The organism is Desulfovibrionales bacterium (assembly GCA_028715605.1).
GTDB lineage: Bacteria > Desulfobacterota > QYQD01 > QYQD01 > QYQD01 > QYQD01.
Map to the genome: position 1 here is coordinate 22861 of JAQURM010000005.1, position 16564 is coordinate 39424.

Annotated in this window: 12 protein-coding genes and 5 tRNA genes; 1 reads left to right on the top strand and 16 read right to left on the bottom strand. The window is 48.3% G+C overall.

The genetic code is table 11. The features are described 5' to 3' along the window. Positions 1-24 precede the first annotated feature (24 nt). The 16 genes from rpoC to hisD all read right to left on the bottom strand — a co-directional run bounded on the left by rpoC (position 25) and on the right by hisD (position 15550). Positions 25-4089: a DNA-directed RNA polymerase subunit beta' gene (gene rpoC, locus PHT49_06865; protein ID MDD5451604.1), complete on the bottom strand. Its 4065-nt coding sequence runs from the start codon at positions 4087-4089 to the stop codon at positions 25-27. Between the two features lie 99 nt (positions 4090-4188). Next, on the bottom strand, positions 4189-8271 hold the full coding sequence (rpoB, locus tag PHT49_06870) for a DNA-directed RNA polymerase subunit beta (GenBank protein ID MDD5451605.1): 4083 nt from the start codon (positions 8269-8271) through the stop codon (positions 4189-4191). 223 nt (positions 8272-8494) lie between these two features. Next, positions 8495-8878, bottom strand: a complete 384-nt coding sequence (gene rplL, locus PHT49_06875) for a 50S ribosomal protein L7/L12 (protein ID MDD5451606.1) — start codon at positions 8876-8878, stop codon at positions 8495-8497. Between the two features lie 58 nt (positions 8879-8936). Beyond that, positions 8937-9464 (bottom strand): 50S ribosomal protein L10, encoded by a 528-nt coding sequence (gene rplJ / locus PHT49_06880; protein MDD5451607.1) that lies wholly within the window; start codon positions 9462-9464, stop codon positions 8937-8939. A gap of 235 nt (positions 9465-9699) precedes the next feature. Then, positions 9700-10398 carry a 50S ribosomal protein L1 gene (gene rplA, locus PHT49_06885; GenBank protein MDD5451608.1) on the bottom strand — a complete coding sequence of 233 codons (699 nt, stop codon included), beginning with the start codon at positions 10396-10398 and terminating at the stop codon, positions 9700-9702. A 79-nt stretch (positions 10399-10477) separates the two neighbouring features. Then, a complete protein-coding gene (rplK, locus tag PHT49_06890) occupies positions 10478-10900 on the bottom strand; it encodes a 50S ribosomal protein L11 (protein MDD5451609.1) in 423 nt (140 codons plus the stop codon). A 19-nt stretch (positions 10901-10919) separates the two neighbouring features. After that, positions 10920-11450, bottom strand: a complete 531-nt coding sequence (gene nusG, locus PHT49_06895; protein ID MDD5451610.1) for a transcription termination/antitermination protein NusG — start codon at positions 11448-11450, stop codon at positions 10920-10922. A 40-nt stretch (positions 11451-11490) separates the two neighbouring features. Beyond that, positions 11491-11811: a preprotein translocase subunit SecE gene (gene secE, locus PHT49_06900; protein ID MDD5451611.1), complete on the bottom strand. Its 321-nt coding sequence runs from the start codon at positions 11809-11811 to the stop codon at positions 11491-11493. Between the two features lie 28 nt (positions 11812-11839). Beyond that, positions 11840-11916 (bottom strand) — tRNA-Trp (locus PHT49_06905). Between the two features lie 12 nt (positions 11917-11928). Beyond that, positions 11929-12078, bottom strand: coding sequence for a 50S ribosomal protein L33 (gene rpmG / locus PHT49_06910; protein ID MDD5451612.1), 150 nt, complete (start codon positions 12076-12078; stop codon positions 11929-11931). 27 nt (positions 12079-12105) lie between these two features. Beyond that, positions 12106-13305, bottom strand: coding sequence for an elongation factor Tu (tuf, locus tag PHT49_06915; protein MDD5451613.1), 1200 nt, complete (start codon positions 13303-13305; stop codon positions 12106-12108). 65 nt (positions 13306-13370) lie between these two features. Then, a tRNA-Thr gene (locus tag PHT49_06920) sits at positions 13371-13446 on the bottom strand. A gap of 101 nt (positions 13447-13547) precedes the next feature. Continuing rightward, positions 13548-13624 (bottom strand) — tRNA-Gly (locus tag PHT49_06925). 118 nt (positions 13625-13742) lie between these two features. Continuing rightward, positions 13743-13827 (bottom strand) — tRNA-Tyr (locus tag PHT49_06930). A gap of 18 nt (positions 13828-13845) precedes the next feature. Further along, positions 13846-13921 (bottom strand) — tRNA-Thr (locus tag PHT49_06935). Between the two features lie 324 nt (positions 13922-14245). After that, entirely contained in the window at positions 14246-15550 is a 1305-nt protein-coding gene (hisD, locus tag PHT49_06940) for a histidinol dehydrogenase (protein ID MDD5451614.1), read from the bottom strand. Between the two features lie 193 nt (positions 15551-15743). Between hisD and PHT49_06945 the strand changes: the two genes are divergently transcribed. Continuing rightward, the gene (locus tag PHT49_06945; GenBank protein MDD5451615.1) at positions 15744-16538 is read left to right on the top strand and encodes a hypothetical protein; all 795 of its coding nucleotides are present in this window, start codon (positions 15744-15746) and stop codon (positions 16536-16538) included. The last annotated feature ends 26 nt before the right edge of the window (positions 16539-16564 follow it).

Here is a 16564-nt window from a genome sequence, read left to right on the forward strand (position 1 = left end):
TATTATCGTTTTTCCCCGCCGGTTTTAATCCCCTTTCCGGGCCTCGGCATAGTAAACTATACCTGTTCCGGCCGGGATAAGGCGACCCATGATGACATTTTCTTTTAGCCCGCGGAGGTAATCCACCTTGCCCGCTATAGCTGCGTCCGTAAGAACCTTGGTAGTCTCCTGGAAGGAGGCCGCAGATATAAAACTTTCCGTGCTCAAGGAAGCCTTTGTAATACCCAGAAGTAACGGTTCCGCCACTGCCGGCTGGCCGCCCCGGGCCAAAATCTTTTCGTTTTCTTCCTCAAACAGGTATCGTTCCACCTGCTCGCCCAGCATAAAACTGCTGTCCCCTACCTCTTTGATCTTTACACGACGCAGCATCTGTCGCACGATGGCTTCAATATGCTTGTCATTGATCTTAACGCCCTGTAACCGGTAAACCTCCTGCACCTCATTGACCAGGTAGCGAGCCAGCTCTTTAATCCCAAGGACACGAAGGATATCGTGAGGATTAGCCGAACCATCCATAAGAGCCTCCCCGGCCCGGATAAAATCCCCTTCATGGACACTGATGTGCTTGCCTTTGGCAACAAGATATTCCTTAGACTCTCCAACGTCAGGTTTTACTACAACCCTTCGCTTACCTTTTACGTCCTTGCCGAAGCTGACCACACCGTCAATCTCGCTGATCACCGCAAACTCTTTTGGTTTTCGCACCTCAAAGAGTTCCGCTACCCGAGGCAATCCGCCGGTGATATCTTTAGTTTTTGTTGTTTCCCGGGGGATACGCGCAATGACCTCTCCCGCATTGACCATGTTGCCTTCCGCCACCATAACGATGGCGCCGATAGGCATAAGATAGCGGGCCTCAGACGTAGAACCGGGGATCTTGAGGGTCTTGCCGCTCTCATCCTTTATGGAAACGCGCGGCCGAACGCTGGAATCCTTACATTCAACAACAACCCTGCTGGCCTTACCGGTGACGGGGTCCAGCTTCTCCTGCATGGTGACGCCTTCTACGATATCGCCAAATTTGACCCGGCCGGAAACATCGGTCAAAATCGGGATGGTATAAGGATCCCAATTCGCCAGGAGATCATTGGCGTTGACCGGTTGTCCGTCCTCGGCGTAGATCTGCGCCCCGTAGGTCACCGGATAACGCTCACGTTCCCGTCCATCCTCAGTTACAACAGCTATTTCACCATTACGATTCATAGCGACCAGGCCACCCGCTACATTACGAACCGTGTGCAGGTTAATAAACTTTATCCGCCCTTCGTTCCGGGCATGGATTTCGGCTTGCTCCACCCTTCTGCTGGCTGTACCGCCGATATGGAAGGTACGCATGGTAAGCTGCGTTCCTGGTTCACCAATAGACTGTGCCGCAATAATACCGATGGACTCTCCGATGTTGACCATCTTTCCACGCGCCAGATCACGGCCGTAACACTTGATACAAACCCCGTGCTTAGAACGGCAGGTAAGCACAGAGCGGATTTTCACCCGCTCAATACCGGCATCCTCTATCTTCTGAACGTGGGACTCTGTAATCTCCTCATTGGCATTTACCAGAATTTCACCGGTCAATGGGTCATTAATATCCTCAAGGACCACACGGCCGAGAATACGATCGCCAACGCGCTGAATAATCTCGCCTCCCTCGATTAACGGCTCCATAGTGATACCATCGATAGTGCCGCAATCCTCCTCCGTAATCGTACAGTCCTGGGCTACATCGACCAGCCGCCGGGTCAAGTAACCGGAATTAGCCGTCTTCAAGGCGGTATCGGCCAGACCTTTACGTGCACCGTGTGTCGATACAAAATATTGTAGCACAGTAAGACCTTCCCTGAAATTTGCCGTGATCGGGGTTTCGATTATTTCACCGGAAGGCTTGGCCATAAGACCCCTCATACCCGCCAACTGCCGGATCTGATCTTTGCTCCCCCGAGCGCCGGAATCAGCCATCATGTATATGGGATTAAAACTAGGCGTCTCTATGGCGCGACCGTCTTTGCCCTTTATGCGCTGTACGGCTATGCCCCGCATCATCTCCGCGGCTACATCATCCGTGGCCTTAGCCCAGATATCAATTACCTTATTATATTTTTCTCCGTCGGTGATTAAACCGTCAGTATATTGTTTCTCTACCGCATGCACTTCACTTTGGGCCTTATTTAAGATTCCCGCCTTCTTGGCCGGGATAACCATGTCCGCGATAGAAATGGAAATACCCGCCTTGGTGGCATATTTGTACCCCATATCTTTTAAGCGGTCAGCTAACAGGACCGTCTTTTTAATGCCCGCCCCCCGGTAGCACTTATCAATCAATTGGGCGAGTTCCTTTTTCTTCATGGGGCGATTAATAATATCAAACGGGATTTCTTCCGGTAAGATATCCCCAAGTAATATCCGCCCCGTCGTCGTATCTACTAACTTACCATTTAAGCGCACTTTAATCTGGGCTTGAAGATCGACCGCACCGGCATCATAGGCCATCTGAACTTCTTCCGGCCCTGCAAACACCTTACCCTCGCCCTTAGCCAGCGCCCGGCTACGCGTCATGTAATATATTCCCAACACCACATCCTGCGTAGGAATAATAATCGGTTCACCATGCGCCGGCGAAAGAATATTATTGGTGGACATCATCAGAACCCGGGCCTCTATTTGAGCCTCAATAGACACGGGGACATGAACAGCCATCTGATCACCGTCGAAGTCTGCATTAAAAGCCATACAGACCAGGGGATGAAGTTGAATGGCCTTACCTTCTACCAGAACCGGCTCAAAGGCCTGGATGCCCAGACGATGAAGCGTAGGCGCCCGGTTCAGGAGGACCGGATATTCCCTCACCACTTCGTCCAGTGCGTCCCATACCTCCGGAACTTCCTTCTCCACCATTTTCTTGGCGCTTTTAATCGTCGTTACATAACCTTTCTGCTCCAATCGATTGTAAATAAAGGGTTTAAAAAGTTCCAAGGCCATCTTTTTAGGCAAACCGCACTGATGCAATCGGAGATCAGGGCCGACCACGATAACCGAACGCCCGGAATAGTCCACTCGTTTGCCCAGCAGATTTTGCCGGAATCGGCCCTGTTTGCCTTTCAACATGTCACTTAACGACTTAAGTGGCCTCTTGTTCGGGCCGGTCACCACTTTGCCCCGCCGCCCGTTATCAAACAGGACATCAACTGCTTCCTGGAGCATTCTTTTCTCATTGCGGATTATGATATCGGGGGCATCCAGTTCCTTTAATCGTTTTAAACGATTATTGCGGTTAATTACCCGTCGGTAAAGATCGTTTAAATCCGAAGTGGCAAACCGGCCGCCATCCAGGGGCACCAACGGTCTTAAATCCGGCGGTAAAACCGGCACCACATCCAGGATCATCCACTCCGGACGGTTGCCTGAATCCTTGAAGGCCTCCACAACCCGTAGCCGCTTGCTGAGCTTTTTCCGCTTGGCTTCTGAACTGGTCTTCTGGAGTTCCTCACGCAAGCTCACTGACAGGGCGTTTATATCCAGATTGGAAAGCATATACTTAATGACTTCCGCCCCGATACCTGCCTTAACTTGCGTTCCAAACTCTTCTTTAACCTGTCTGTACCGGTCTTCTGAAAGCAACGTCCCTACCGGCAAGGCGTCTATGGAAGACTCGGTTACCACATAGGATTCAAAATAAAGGACTTTCTCCAGTTCTTTAAGTGTAAAATCGAGGAGGTTGCCCACCTTGCTGGGCAGGCTCTTTAAAAACCATATATGCGCTACCGGCGCAGCCAGTTCAATGTGACCCATCCGTTCCCGTCTTACTTTTGACTGTATAACTTCCACACCGCATTTCTCACATACCACTCCACGATGCTTCATCCGTTTATATTTGCCGCAGTTACACTCATAATCTTTAGCCGGGCCGAAAATCTTGGCGCAAAACAGACCGTCGCGCTCCGGTTTAAATGTACGATAATTTATTGTCTCCGGTTTTTTGATTTCACCATGCGACCACTCTCGAACCTTATCCGGCGAGGCTAAAGAAATTCGCACGAAGTCAATGTTTGAAGGATCTTTTGATCTGGCAAAATAACTATATAGATCGTCCATCTCTACTCCTTGCTTTCTTCCTCTTTTAAGTTAATCTGTTAATAAGCCGTCAGCTTTCCGGAAAAACTCTAGGCGGACTGATCGCTGAATGCTGAACGCCTACTCTTTTTCTATTAATTCTACATCTAAACTTAAACCCTGGAGTTCTTTTACCAGGACATTAAATGACTCGGGCAGACCTGCTTCCAGGGTATTGTTACCCTTAACTATCTTCTCATACATTCTCGTCCGTCCGGACACATCATCCGACTTGACCGTAAGGAACTCTTGCAAGGAATAAGCAGCGCCATAGGCCTCCATGGCCCAGACTTCCATTTCACCAAGCCGCTGGCCGCCGAATTGGGCCTTGCCGCCCAAGGGCTGTTGAGTAACCAGGGAATATGGGCCTGTACAACGGGCGTGTATCTTGTCATCAACCAGATGATGTAATTTCAGCATATACATAATGCCAACAGTCACCTTCTGGTCAAATGTCTCTCCCGTTCGACCGTCACAAAGGGTGGCCTGGCCCGATTCCGAAACACCGGCCTCGGCTAATAATCCCCTTATGTCCGATTCCTCCGCTCCGTCGAAAACCGGCGTAGCCATATGCACACCGTTCCTATAATCCTCAGCAAACTTTAATAATTCTTCATCGGTCATGTTCCCGAAAAGTTTTTTATATTGTTCGGAAGAGAATATAGCCTTTAGTTTTTTACGCAGGGCCGCTACCTGGCAATTATCAATCAAGTTTCCTATCTGCTCTCCCAGCCCTTTTGCTGCCCATCCGAGATGGGTTTCTAAAACCTGGCCTACGTTCATACGTGAGGGAACGCCAAGCGGATTTAAAACAATATCCATAGGTGTTCCATCTTCAAAATAGGGCATATTCTCTACCGGCATTATTCTTGAGACCACACCCTTATTGCCATGGCGGCCGGCCATCTTGTCGCCGACGGAAAGTTTTCGTTTAGTGGCCACATAGACCTTGACCATTTTTATCACGCCGGGAGGCAACTCATCACCCTTTTTAAAGCGGTTAATCCTGTCATCAAAAACCATCTTGATAAGGGCTGCCTGTTCCTCATGATTATCTAGAATCTTTTCTATTTCCGGCTCGATCTTGGTCTTCTCAGGGAAAGTTATGTCACGGATTTTGTGTAAGGGTATCCTGGCCAGGGCACCCGCAGTAACTTCTTCACCCTTACGAACAGCGATCTTGCCTTTTGCATCTTTTAATGAAACGGCTACCTTTTTGCCCACCATAAGCTTTTCCAGCCGGCGTCTGGTGTTCTTTTCCACAATAGCCAGTTCGTCAGCTTCATCCCTTCGAAGACGGGTAACTTCTTCGTCTTCGATAAACCTGGCCCGTTCATCTTTATCTACACCACGCCTGGAAAAGACTTTAGCATCAATAATAATGCCTTCGATACCCGGAGGTACACGTAGTGATGTATCCTTTACATCTCCCGCTTTTTCACCAAAAATAGCCCGCAAGAGTTTCTCTTCCGGCGAAAGTTGCGTCTCACCCTTAGGCGTCACCTTACCAACCAGAATATCGCCCGCTTTCACCTCGGCCCCAACCCGAACGATACCGCTTTCATCTAAATCCTTAAGGGCCTCCTCGCCTACGTTAGGGATATCACGGGTAATCTCCTCTTTCCCCAATTTTGTGTCCCGGGCTACCGTCTCAAACTGTTCGATATGAATAGACGTAAAAACATCGTCCATTACTAATCGTTCGCTGACCAGTATAGAATCCTCAAAGTTGCATCCACCCCAGGGCATAAAGGCTACCATTATGTTCTTACCCAATGCCAGTTCGCCTTTTTCCGTAGCCGGGCCATCCGCAATTATCTGACCGGGGCGTACAACATCTCCTCTGTGCACAATCGGTTTTTGATTTATGCAGGTGCTCTGATTTGACTTCTGGAACTTGATAAGTCTGTAAATCTCCACTCCCGCTGATCGCCTTGGATGCTCTTCATCTTCATAACGTACTACAATACGATTGGCATCCACTTCTTCCACGTAACCATGGCCCCTGGCCACTACCGCAGCTCCGGAATCCCGGGCCACAACACCTTCGAGACCGGTGCCAATCACCGGAGCGCCTGCCTTCAAAAGAGGCACCGCCTGCCTCTGCATGTTTGACCCCATCAAGGCCCTGTTGGCGTCGTCATTCTCCAAAAAGGGGATTAGAGAAGCGGCGACACTTACTAACTGATTAGGCGAAACGTCCATAAAGGTTATTTCTTCCGGACGTACCATAACGAACTCGCCATCGCGGCGGGCAGAGACAATATCACGCAAAAAATTACCTTTTGCATCTATAGGCGCATTAGCCTGAGCGATAGCATGATCCTGCTCATCCAGGGCGGAAAGATAACGAACTTTCTTAGTAACGACCCCATTCATTACTTCACGATAAGGCGTCTCGATAAATCCATAATGGTTTACCTTGGCATAGGTACTGAGAGAAACAATAAGGCCGATATTCGGCCCTTCCGGGGTCTCGACCGGGCATATCCGCCCATAATGGGTCGGGTGCACGTCCCTTACCTCAAAACCGGCGCGCTCACGAGAAAGACCGCCCGGGCCAAGGGCGCTTAGTCTTCTTTCATGAGTTATCTCAGAAAGCGGATTGTTTTGATCCATAAACTGTGAAAGCTGACTGGTGCCAAAAAATTCCTTGACGGCAGAAGAAACCGGCTTGGGATTAATGAGATCATGCGGCATTGCGGCCTCAATCTCTTGAAGGCTCATACGCTCCTTGATGGCCCTTTCCATACGCACTAAACCGATGCGATATTGATTTTCAATCAGCTCACCCACCGCCCGAACACGGCGATTTCCAAGATGGTCGATATCATCCACCGGGCCCTGGGTATCCTTAAGTTTAATAAGATAGCGCACGGCCTCCAGGATATCTTCCTTCCTCAGGGTTCGGTCCGTAACAGAACTATCCATCTTAAGCCGGAGATTCAATTTATAGCGTCCTACATCGGAAAGGTCATAAGTTTCCGGGCTGAAAAAGAGAGAATTGAAAAAGGTATTGGCTATCTCCGGAGTGGGTATGCTGCTGGGCCGGAGTCGGCGATAGATGTCCATTATGGCTTCTTCCGGGGTGTTAACCCTGTCCAAGAGCATGGTATCGCGCAGGGAAGGGCCGACCTTTACTCCATCTATATACAGAGTTTCAAACGCCGGGATATTTTTCTCTTTGATTAACTGGAACTTATCCTCGGTAATTTCTTCATTACATGAGATCAGAACCTCTCCGGTGGCCGGGTCAATTAGATCGCGGGCCATGATTGACCCCTTGATATCTTCAAAGTCAAGAGGGATAGTCTCTATTTTGGCATCTTCTATCTTATTGGCCGCCATCCTTGTAATCTTACGGTTCTTCTTAACGATTACCTCCTTGGTCTCTGGATCAACAATGTCTCGTACCGCCTTTTTCCCAATAAACAATTCCGGGACAAAACGTTTTTTAATACCACCTTGGTCAATAAAAATGGTCTCCGCCTGGTAAAAATACCCCAGTAATTGCTCTGTTGAATAGCCAAGCGCCTTGAGCAAGGCAGTAACCGGGAACTTCCTGCGGCGGTCGATACGCACATAGAGAACATCCTTGTGATCGAATTCGAAATCGGCCCAGGAACCACGAATCGGAATTATTCTTGCCGAATAAAGAACCTTCCCGCTCGAATGTGTCTTCCCCTGGTCGTGGTCAAAAAAGATACCCGGCGAGCGTTGTAACTGACTGACGATAACCCTTTCCGTACCATTGATTATGAAGGTCCCGCGGGCGGTCATAAGGGGAATGGTGCCGAAATAAATCTCCTGCTCCTTTATATCCCTTATGCTCTGCGTACCGATATCCTTATCTACATCATAAGAAACAAGCCTTACCGTTATCTTTAAAGGCGCTTCATAGGTCATATCCCTTTGCAGGCATTCTTCAACACTATACTTGGGTTCTCCAAATGCATAATGAACAAATTCCAGTGAAGAAGTGCCGCTAAAATCCTTTATAGGAAATACACTCTTGAAAACTCCCTGCAGTCCTACGTCTTCTCTTTTTTCGGGAGGCACATCCTTTTGCAGAAAACGCTCATACGACCTGCGTTGCATCTCCATAAGATCAGGTATATCAATAACCCTGCCTATGCGACCAAAATCCTTCCTTATTCTCTGCATAGTCGAAAAAGATTGTCCCATCTTCCCTCTCTCTTCCTGGTTCATTCGAAATTAGCCTTACAGGTTACCTTCTGCAAGGAACCGAATAAACAGGCTTAGTATATTGATCCCTAAAAACAAGCCGCTAACCAATAGATTAAGCAAGGATGCCCCTTGAGCTCAAGGGGCATCCTACTCTACCTAATAAATGACTTTATCCGAAAATTTTTCTATTAAATTGCATTTACTTGATATCTGCAGTACCTCCGGCCTCTTCTAACTGCTTTTTAATTTTTTCAGCCTCTTCCTTAGGTACGCTCTCTTTAACGGGCTTAGGCGCACCTTCTACCAAGTCCTTCGCCTCTTTAAGTCCAAGGCCGGTAATAGCACGTACTTCCTTGATTACCTGGATTTTCTTGTCTCCGGCACCAGTCAGGATAACGTCGAACTCCGTCTTTTCTTCTGCCGGCGCAGCCGCTGCTCCACCGGCTGCGGGTGCGGCTACAGCCACAGGAGCGGCTGCGGTAACCCCGAACTTATCTTCCAACTCTTTAACCAATTCGGAAAGCTCGAGTACCGTCATGTTAGATATAAACGTAATAACATCTTCTTTATTAATATTAGCCATTTCCCTTACATCCTCCCTAAACAATTATATAATATATTAATAAATACCCGGCCCATCCTTATGAAGATGAGGCCGTTTTTTGATCCTGGATAGCCTTTAGTGTGTATAAAAACTTCCGGATAATACCACTGAAAACCTGCACCAACCCGGTAGGAGGCGATACCAATACTGATAATAACTTACCCAGGAGCACCTCACGGCCCGGCAGGGTTGCTAACGATTTGACATCATCCTCGCTGATGAATTTGCCCTGCAATACCCCGCCTCTGATCTCCAGGTTTGGGTTGTTCTTGGCAAACTCAGTCAGAACCTTAGCCATGGTGACCGGATCATCATACCCGATGGCCAAGGCACATGGCCCGGTCAGATAGTCGCGCAAGGCCGCCGCATCTGTCCCTTCTGCGGCCAGCTTGGTAAGGTTATTCTTTACGACCTTATATTCAGCCCGGGAATTGCGCAATTGTAACCTGAGCGCGTTCAGCGCCTCTACCTTAAGACCGCGATAGTCTACAAGCACCGTCGCCCGAGACTGTTCCAGCTTGGCATGCAGGTCCTTTACTGCTTCTTCTTTTTCAGCGCGCTTCAATATTCACCCTCCTTTCCTTATGACAGTTAATTCTGTCAAAGCCAGAGGCACGAAACAAGTTGTCTCGGTAGGTTGAATCGCTCAATTAAACACGTACCGTAACCGTGTGCCTACTGTCTTTGACCACTTACTTTTATATTGCAATTTTTGACGGCTTCCGCAGGGATAACAGAAAGTAGCCTTTTCAGACCTTTTACAACCTCATCAATTTTTAATCATCAGCGCATTCCAGGGCCTACTTGACCAAGGCCTTAATCTGGAGCGGGTCGATATTGACCCCCGGGCCCATAGTTGTAGAAATGCCTATGCTCTGCACATAAGTCCCTTTACTGCTGGCAGGCTTTAACCGTAATATAACCTCAAAAAAAGCGGCGACGTTCTGCAATATCTTCTCTACCCCGAAAGAAACCTTGCCTACCGGAGCATGCACTATACCTGCCTTTTCTACTCTAAATTCTACCTTGCCGGCCTTTATTTCACGAATTGCCCTGGCCACATCAAATGTAACCGTACCCACCTTGGCATTTGGCATCAGACCTCTGGGACCTAAAATCTTACCAATCTTGCCTACTACCCCCATCATATCCGGCGTAGCCACTGCCTTATCAAACTCCAGCCATCCTTGTTTGATTTTCTCGATGAGGTCATCGTCTCCGATATAATCTGCGCCGGCTTCTTTGGCCTCCAGCGCCTTGTCTCCCTTGGCAAAAACCAGCACGCGCGCAGTCTTGCCTGTCCCATGAGGCAAAACCACGGCTCCTCTGACCATTTGTTCCGCATGTCTGGGATCAACTCCGAGGCGAATGGCAATATCCACAGACTCGTCGAACTTGGCGCAACTGTTCTTTACAGCTAATTCAACAGCCTCTTCAAAGGCGTACCTCTTACTCACGTCCAACTCTTCTTTTATCTTTCTGAGCTTTTTCCCGGCCATTCTCTTTCTCCAAATTAATTTAATATAATTAACCAATTAGGTTCCATCCGGAATCCTTGGGTTTTCAGATGAACATTAACTATACAATTTCAATACCCATACTCCTAGCTGTACCCTCGATGGTCTTTACGGCGCCCGCCAGATCAACCGCATTGAGATCCGGCATCTTAAGTTTGGCAATCTCCTCAATCTGACTACGGGATACCTTGCCTACCTTTTCTTTATTCGGTTGGCTTGAACCCTTGGCTATCTGCGCCGCTTTCTTTAGAAGAACCGCTGCAGGCGGAGTCTTGGTGATAAAACTAAAGGACCGGTCAGCATAGACCGTTATAACTACAGGGATAATCATCCCTTCCTGTCCCTGGGTTTTTGCATTAAACGCCTTGCAAAATTCCATGATATTAACACCATGCTGTCCTAAGGCCGGGCCGATAGGGGGCGAAGGGTTAGCCTGCCCGGCCGGCACCTGAAGCTTTATATTTGCAATAACTTTTTTGGCCATCTGCCTTACTCCTTAATTCTCAAATTTTAGAGACCTGGACAAAGTCCAGCTCAACCGGGGTCGCCCGTCCAAATATACTGACCAGGACTCGAATCTTACCTTTTTCCGGTTTAACCTCATCCACTACACCATTAAAGTTGGTAAAAGGACCATCAATGACCCGAACCTCATCACCTTTTTCAAAAAGGTACTTGGGCTTCGGTTTTAAAGCCCCCTCCTTCATCTGGTTAACAATTTTTCCTGCCTCTTCATCTGAAAGCGGTATTGGTCTCTCTGTTCCACCGACAAACCCTGTAATCTTTGGAGTATTTTTAACGGTATGCCACGTCTCATCGGTCAGTTCCATACACACCAGTATGTATCCCGGGAAAAATTTGCGCAAGGAGGTCTTTCGTTCTCCCTTAACCATTTCTACAACCTTTTCTGTTGGGAGAAGAACCTCAGAAAAGAGATCTTCCTGGTGTAAAGACTTAATGCGCTCCTCTAAAGCCGCCTTAGCTTTTTGTTCATATCCCGAATAAGTATGTACTATATACCACTTATGTACCATATCCTCCCCAATTACCACACCATTAAAAACTTCCTTATTTTTACTTAATAAAAATCTTGATCAATTTAGCCAGGGCCATATCAATAAGGCCGAGAAAGAGGGCAATTATAAGCACGAGTACGATAACCACAAATGTCGTACCCATAGCCTCCTTCCGTGACGGCCAGGCCACTTTTTTAAATTCAACCCTTACTTCGCGTAAAAACTGTCCGGCCTTCTCTATAAACCCTACCTTATCTTTTACGGTATCTAGGATACTGACCTTGGTCTCCTGATTTACTTTTTCACTCTGGCTTTCACCCTTAACAAGAGCTTTCCGGGTCACTTTATTTTTTTTCTTTTCCTCGGCCGTTATCTTCATTCTATCCCCAAAATATAGCGCAGTAAAATGGCAGGCCAGGAGGGATTCGAACCCCCATCACCCGGATTTGGAGTCCGGTGCTCTAGCCGTTAGAGCTACTGGCCTGCAGGGATTTCACTACTTGGTTTCTTTATGAATAGTATGCAACCGGCAAAAACGGCAATATTTTTTAAACTCCAGTTTTTCTGTCGTCTTGCGTTTGTTTTTAGTGGTCGTATAATTTCTCTGTTTACAAGTAGTGCATGCCAAAGTCACAATATCTCGCATAGGACCTATCCCTTATTTTTATCTCGTTTATTCCATTATTTCGCTGATGACGCCTGCCCCAACGGTGCGTCCACCCTCTCGAATAGCAAACCTGAGCTCCTTCTCCATCGCTATCGGTGTAATTAAATCCACCTCCATCGATACATTGTCCCCAGGCATCACCATCTCCACTCCATCCGGCAGCTTCACTATCCCGGTGACATCCGTCGTCCGAAAATAAAACTGCGGCCTGTACCCGTTGAAAAACGGCGTATGCCGCCCTCCCTCTTCCTTCGTCAATATGTACGACTCCGCCTTAAACTTCGTGTGCGGCGTTATGCTCCCAGGCTTCGCTACCACCTGGCCTCGCTCTACCTCATCACGCTTCGTACCCCTAAGCAGCACCCCTATATTGTCCCCGGCCTGCCCCTGATCCAATATCTTACGAAACATCTCCACACCGGTACATACCGTCTTCGTCGTCGGACGTATCCCTACTATCTCCACCTCTTCTCCTACCTTGACCATCCCTCGCTCTACCCGGCCCGTCACCACCGTGCCACGACCGGATATGCTGAAGACATCTTCCACCGGCATCAAAAATGGCTTGTCTATATCCCGCACCGGATTCGGTATATAACTGTCCACCGCATCCATTAACTTCCATATCGGCCCACAATTCACACAATCCTTCTTGCCGCAACTGCACTCCAAAGCCTTCAAGGCGCTCCCAGGCACTATCGGTATATCATCCCCAGGAAACTCATACTTCGACAACAGCTCCCTCAACTCCAGCTCCACTAACTCGATCAGCTCAGGATCGTCCACCATGTCCACCTTGTTCAAAAATACCACCATGCTCGGCACTCCCACCTGACGCGCCAACAATATATGCTCCCGTGTCTGCGGCATCGGACCGTCATCCGCACCCACTACCAATATCGCACCGTCCATCTGCGCCGCTCCCGTTATCATATTCTTTATATAGTCGGCATGTCCGGGACAGTCCACATGCGCATAATGCCGCTTATCCGTCTCATACTCCACATGCGCCGTCGCTATCGTTATTCCCCTCTCCCTCTCCTCCGGCGCCTTGTCTATCTGATCAAACGGTATATGCTCCGCAAATCCCGCCTTCGATAACACCGACGTTATCGCACTCGTTAACGTCGTCTTACCATGATCTATATGCCCTATCGTCCCTATGTTTACATGCGGCTTCTTACGCTCAAATTTCTTCTTCCCCATCTCAAAATCCTCCTTAAATTTAAGCAGAATTATAAACTGAACATAATCTTACATACGCCCTAACGTGGAGCCCACGACCGGGATTGAACCGGTGACCTCTTCCTTACCAAGGAAGTGCTCTGCCAACTGAGCTACGTGGGCGCTATAACACAGAATTCAGAATACAGAACTCAGGAGTCAGAATTTAGCCTTTATAATTCTGTCTCCCGTATCCTGAATCCTATATTCTGTTTTTTTCTTATTGGAGCGGGAAACGGGTCTCGAACCCGCAACCCTCAGCTTGGAAGGCTGATGCTCTAGCCAATTGAGCTATTCCCGCTTACGCATTCAGATAAACACGCCTAATTAAACAACGCCTTAAAAAATAATAACGTGGGCGCACTCTCTACAAGACCAGAAAAACCTGACCCTGCCTACTCCTGTATTCAACCTAAAAATGGTGGAGAGGGGAGGATTCGAACCTCCGAAGGCGTCGCCGGCAGATTTACAGTCTGCTCCCTTTGGCCGCTCGGGAACCTCTCCAATCTAAATAAACATGGCTGGAGCTGGCGATGGGACTCGAACCCGCAACCTGCTGATTACAAATCAGCTGCTCTGCCAATTGAGCTACGCCAGCAAATCAATCCATAAAACTTTATGTGTTAAATCAAATAAATATTACAAACGGCTATTTTGAGATAATATTCTCTAGTTAATAAAATCTTTAGGGAATTTTAGCCGAAGTTTAAAAAAATTTATATACAATGAATAAATTATCTAGTCAAGAGAAATCCCTCTAAGGATTTCCAGGAAGAAAAGGTTCGGTCTGCCTCTTTAAATGGAGCAATCAGCATTCGGCTCTCAGCTTTCAGAAAGTGGAATAGTGCCTCAAACTGACCGCTGACGGCTGATCGCTATTTCGCAGCAAATGGACTTTTTACAAAGCCGTCAACATTGTTGTCTATCTCTTCAGCCTGATAGATACCGCCCGGGCGTGGGCAGTAAGCCCTTCTCTCTCTGCCATTCGAATAACATCTCCGGCATCCTGGACGAAACTTTTCTCGGTATAATAAATAAGGCTGGTCCTCTTTAAGAAATGCTGAACTCCCAAGGCAGTAGCAAAGCGGGCCGTACCCATCGTGGGGAGGACATGATTGGGACCGGCGATATAGTCCCCCATGGGTTCCGGAGAAAATTCTCCTATAAATAATGCGCCGGCATGCCTTATCTCACCCAACCAGGCAAAAGGTTCCCGCACTATAAGCTCCAAGTGCTCCGGAGCAATTTCATTAGCTATCCGTATGGCATCCGCCACATCATCTACCACAAATATAACCCCATTCTGCTCCAGTGAGGCCCGGGCGATTTCATGCCGCACTAATTGTTTGATCTGTTTTTTGAGAAAAGCTATGACTGCATGCGCCAGTTTTACCGACGGGGTAAGCAACAACGCTGTGGCCAGGGCGTCGTGTTCAGCCTGAGATAAGAGGTCGGCAGCAACGATCTCGGGACGAGCTGTAGCGTCGGCAATAACCAATACCTCGCTTGGGCCGGCGATCATATCTATGCCTACCATACCGGATAATAGTTTCTTCGCCAATGTCACGTAAACATTGCCCGGACCAACGATTATATCTACTTTTGGCACTGTCCGGGTGCCAAAGGCCAGCGCTGCGATACCCCAGACGCTGCCCGCCTTATAGACCTCTTCTATACCCACTTCCTGTGCTGCCACCAACAAGTACGGATTTACTCCGCCCCCGGGAGAGGGCGGGGTGGTAAGGACAATTCGCGGGACACCGGCTATCCGGGCCGGAATGGCATTCATTAATACAGACGAGATAAGCGGCGTCTCTCCCCCCTTGCCGCCGGGTACATACAGGCCGGCAATATCTACCGGACGAACCAACTGGCCGACCATGGACCCGTTTTCTCTGGTTACTATCCAGGATTGTTCTCGCTGCCTGGAGTGAAAATCCTCAATCTGACGAATGGCCTTATTCAAAGTAGCATAGAAATTTTTATCCACCCGCCTATAGGCATTTTTGAACTCCGCCGCCTTAACTCTCAAAAAAGATTTTTTTAGATCAGGTGCATCAAATTGGCGTATATATTTAATAAGGGCCTTATCACCGCCGACGCGCACCTCTTCCAGAATCCCGGCTACAGCCAACTCATGATCTTTAGCAAAGTTGATTTGTCTGGTCCCAAGGGCGCGTAATCTTTGACGGCCCTCTTCACTATCAGCACGAACCAAGGAGATCATCCTTCTCCCCCTCTCGCCCTTAGTCAAATTTTGCCTTTATATAACATGATCTATCAAAAAATTAAACTATTCCAGTTTTTCCTTGCATCTTTACCTGCAATCTCAGATAATTTATAACAATTTTCCCCCACGCCAGGCAACATAAAGATAAAAAGTGCACGGGAAAGATTTATCATCTTCTAAGGAGCTGAACTTGCTAAAGCCGGAAGACCTATTTGACCTGGAAGGGTTCCATCACCGGGACTTATTCGCGGGGGTTAATCTGGTTTGGGAGGTGTTACCGAAATTAAAAGCCTACCTATTGCAGGCTATAGCGGTAAACCCTGTAACCGGCCTGCCTCTTTCTGTGCCACTTAGGGCCACCCTGGTGGTACATGAAGGAAAACTACTGCAAAAAGGTATAGAGATAATACCCGGAGATGCCACCAAGGGAAAGATGAAGGTCGTCAAAAACGGAAAGGTTCTGGAGGGGGCCTCTGTTTTGTATGCCGGCTGTGTCCTGGCGGATGAAGGAATAGCTATTGGCCGCGGCATAGTCGTTGAGCCCGGGGCCCTGATCAAAGGCCCGACCATAATAGGCGATCGGACGGAGGTCCGTCAGGGCGCTTATATCCGGGGGACTTGCCTGCTTGGCGCGCATTGTATAGTAGGGCATACCACCGAGATAAAAAACTCTATCATGCTGGATGGCGCCAAGGCCGGACATTTTGCCTACATGGGAGACAGCATCCTGGGGAGCAACTGCAACCTCGGGGCTGGAACCAAATTGGCCAACCTGAAACTCCTTAATGCACCTATCACTATCAGGACTCAAGGGAAAGAATATCCCACCCTGCTCCGTAAACTCGGCGCAATCTTAGGTGACGGCGTACAAACGGGCTGCAACTCGGTCACCAATCCAGGGACTATCCTTGGACAAAGATCATTGGTCTATCCAAATACCACAGTCAAAAGCGGTTACTATCCCCCCGGATCCGTCATCCGCTAATAATAAACAAAATAGAAAGGAAATGT

What these genes read in the sequence shown, in the direction of transcription:
- rpoC (MDD5451604.1), bottom strand. Translation starts at nt 4,089, where the DNA reads ATGGACGATCTATATAGTTATTTTGCCAGATCAAAAGATCCTTCAAAC.
- rpoB (MDD5451605.1), bottom strand. Translation starts at nt 8,271, where the DNA reads ATGCAGAGAATAAGGAAGGATTTTGGTCGCATAGGCAGGGTTATTGAT.
- rplL (MDD5451606.1), bottom strand. Translation starts at nt 8,878, where the DNA reads ATGGCTAATATTAATAAAGAAGATGTTATTACGTTTATATCTAACATG.
- rplA (MDD5451608.1), bottom strand. Translation starts at nt 10,398, where the DNA reads ATGGCCGGGAAAAAGCTCAGAAAGATAAAAGAAGAGTTGGACGTGAGT.
- rplK (MDD5451609.1), bottom strand. Translation starts at nt 10,900, where the DNA reads ATGGCCAAAAAAGTTATTGCAAATATAAAGCTTCAGGTGCCGGCCGGG.
- nusG (MDD5451610.1), bottom strand. Translation starts at nt 11,450, where the DNA reads ATGGTACATAAGTGGTATATAGTACATACTTATTCGGGATATGAACAA.
- secE (MDD5451611.1), bottom strand. Translation starts at nt 11,811, where the DNA reads ATGAAGATAACGGCCGAGGAAAAGAAAAAAAATAAAGTGACCCGGAAA.
- rpmG (MDD5451612.1), bottom strand. Translation starts at nt 12,078, where the DNA reads ATGCGAGATATTGTGACTTTGGCATGCACTACTTGTAAACAGAGAAAT.
- tuf (MDD5451613.1), bottom strand. Translation starts at nt 13,305, where the DNA reads ATGGGGAAGAAGAAATTTGAGCGTAAGAAGCCGCATGTAAACATAGGG.
- hisD (MDD5451614.1), bottom strand. Translation starts at nt 15,550, where the DNA reads ATGATCTCCTTGGTTCGTGCTGATAGTGAAGAGGGCCGTCAAAGATTA.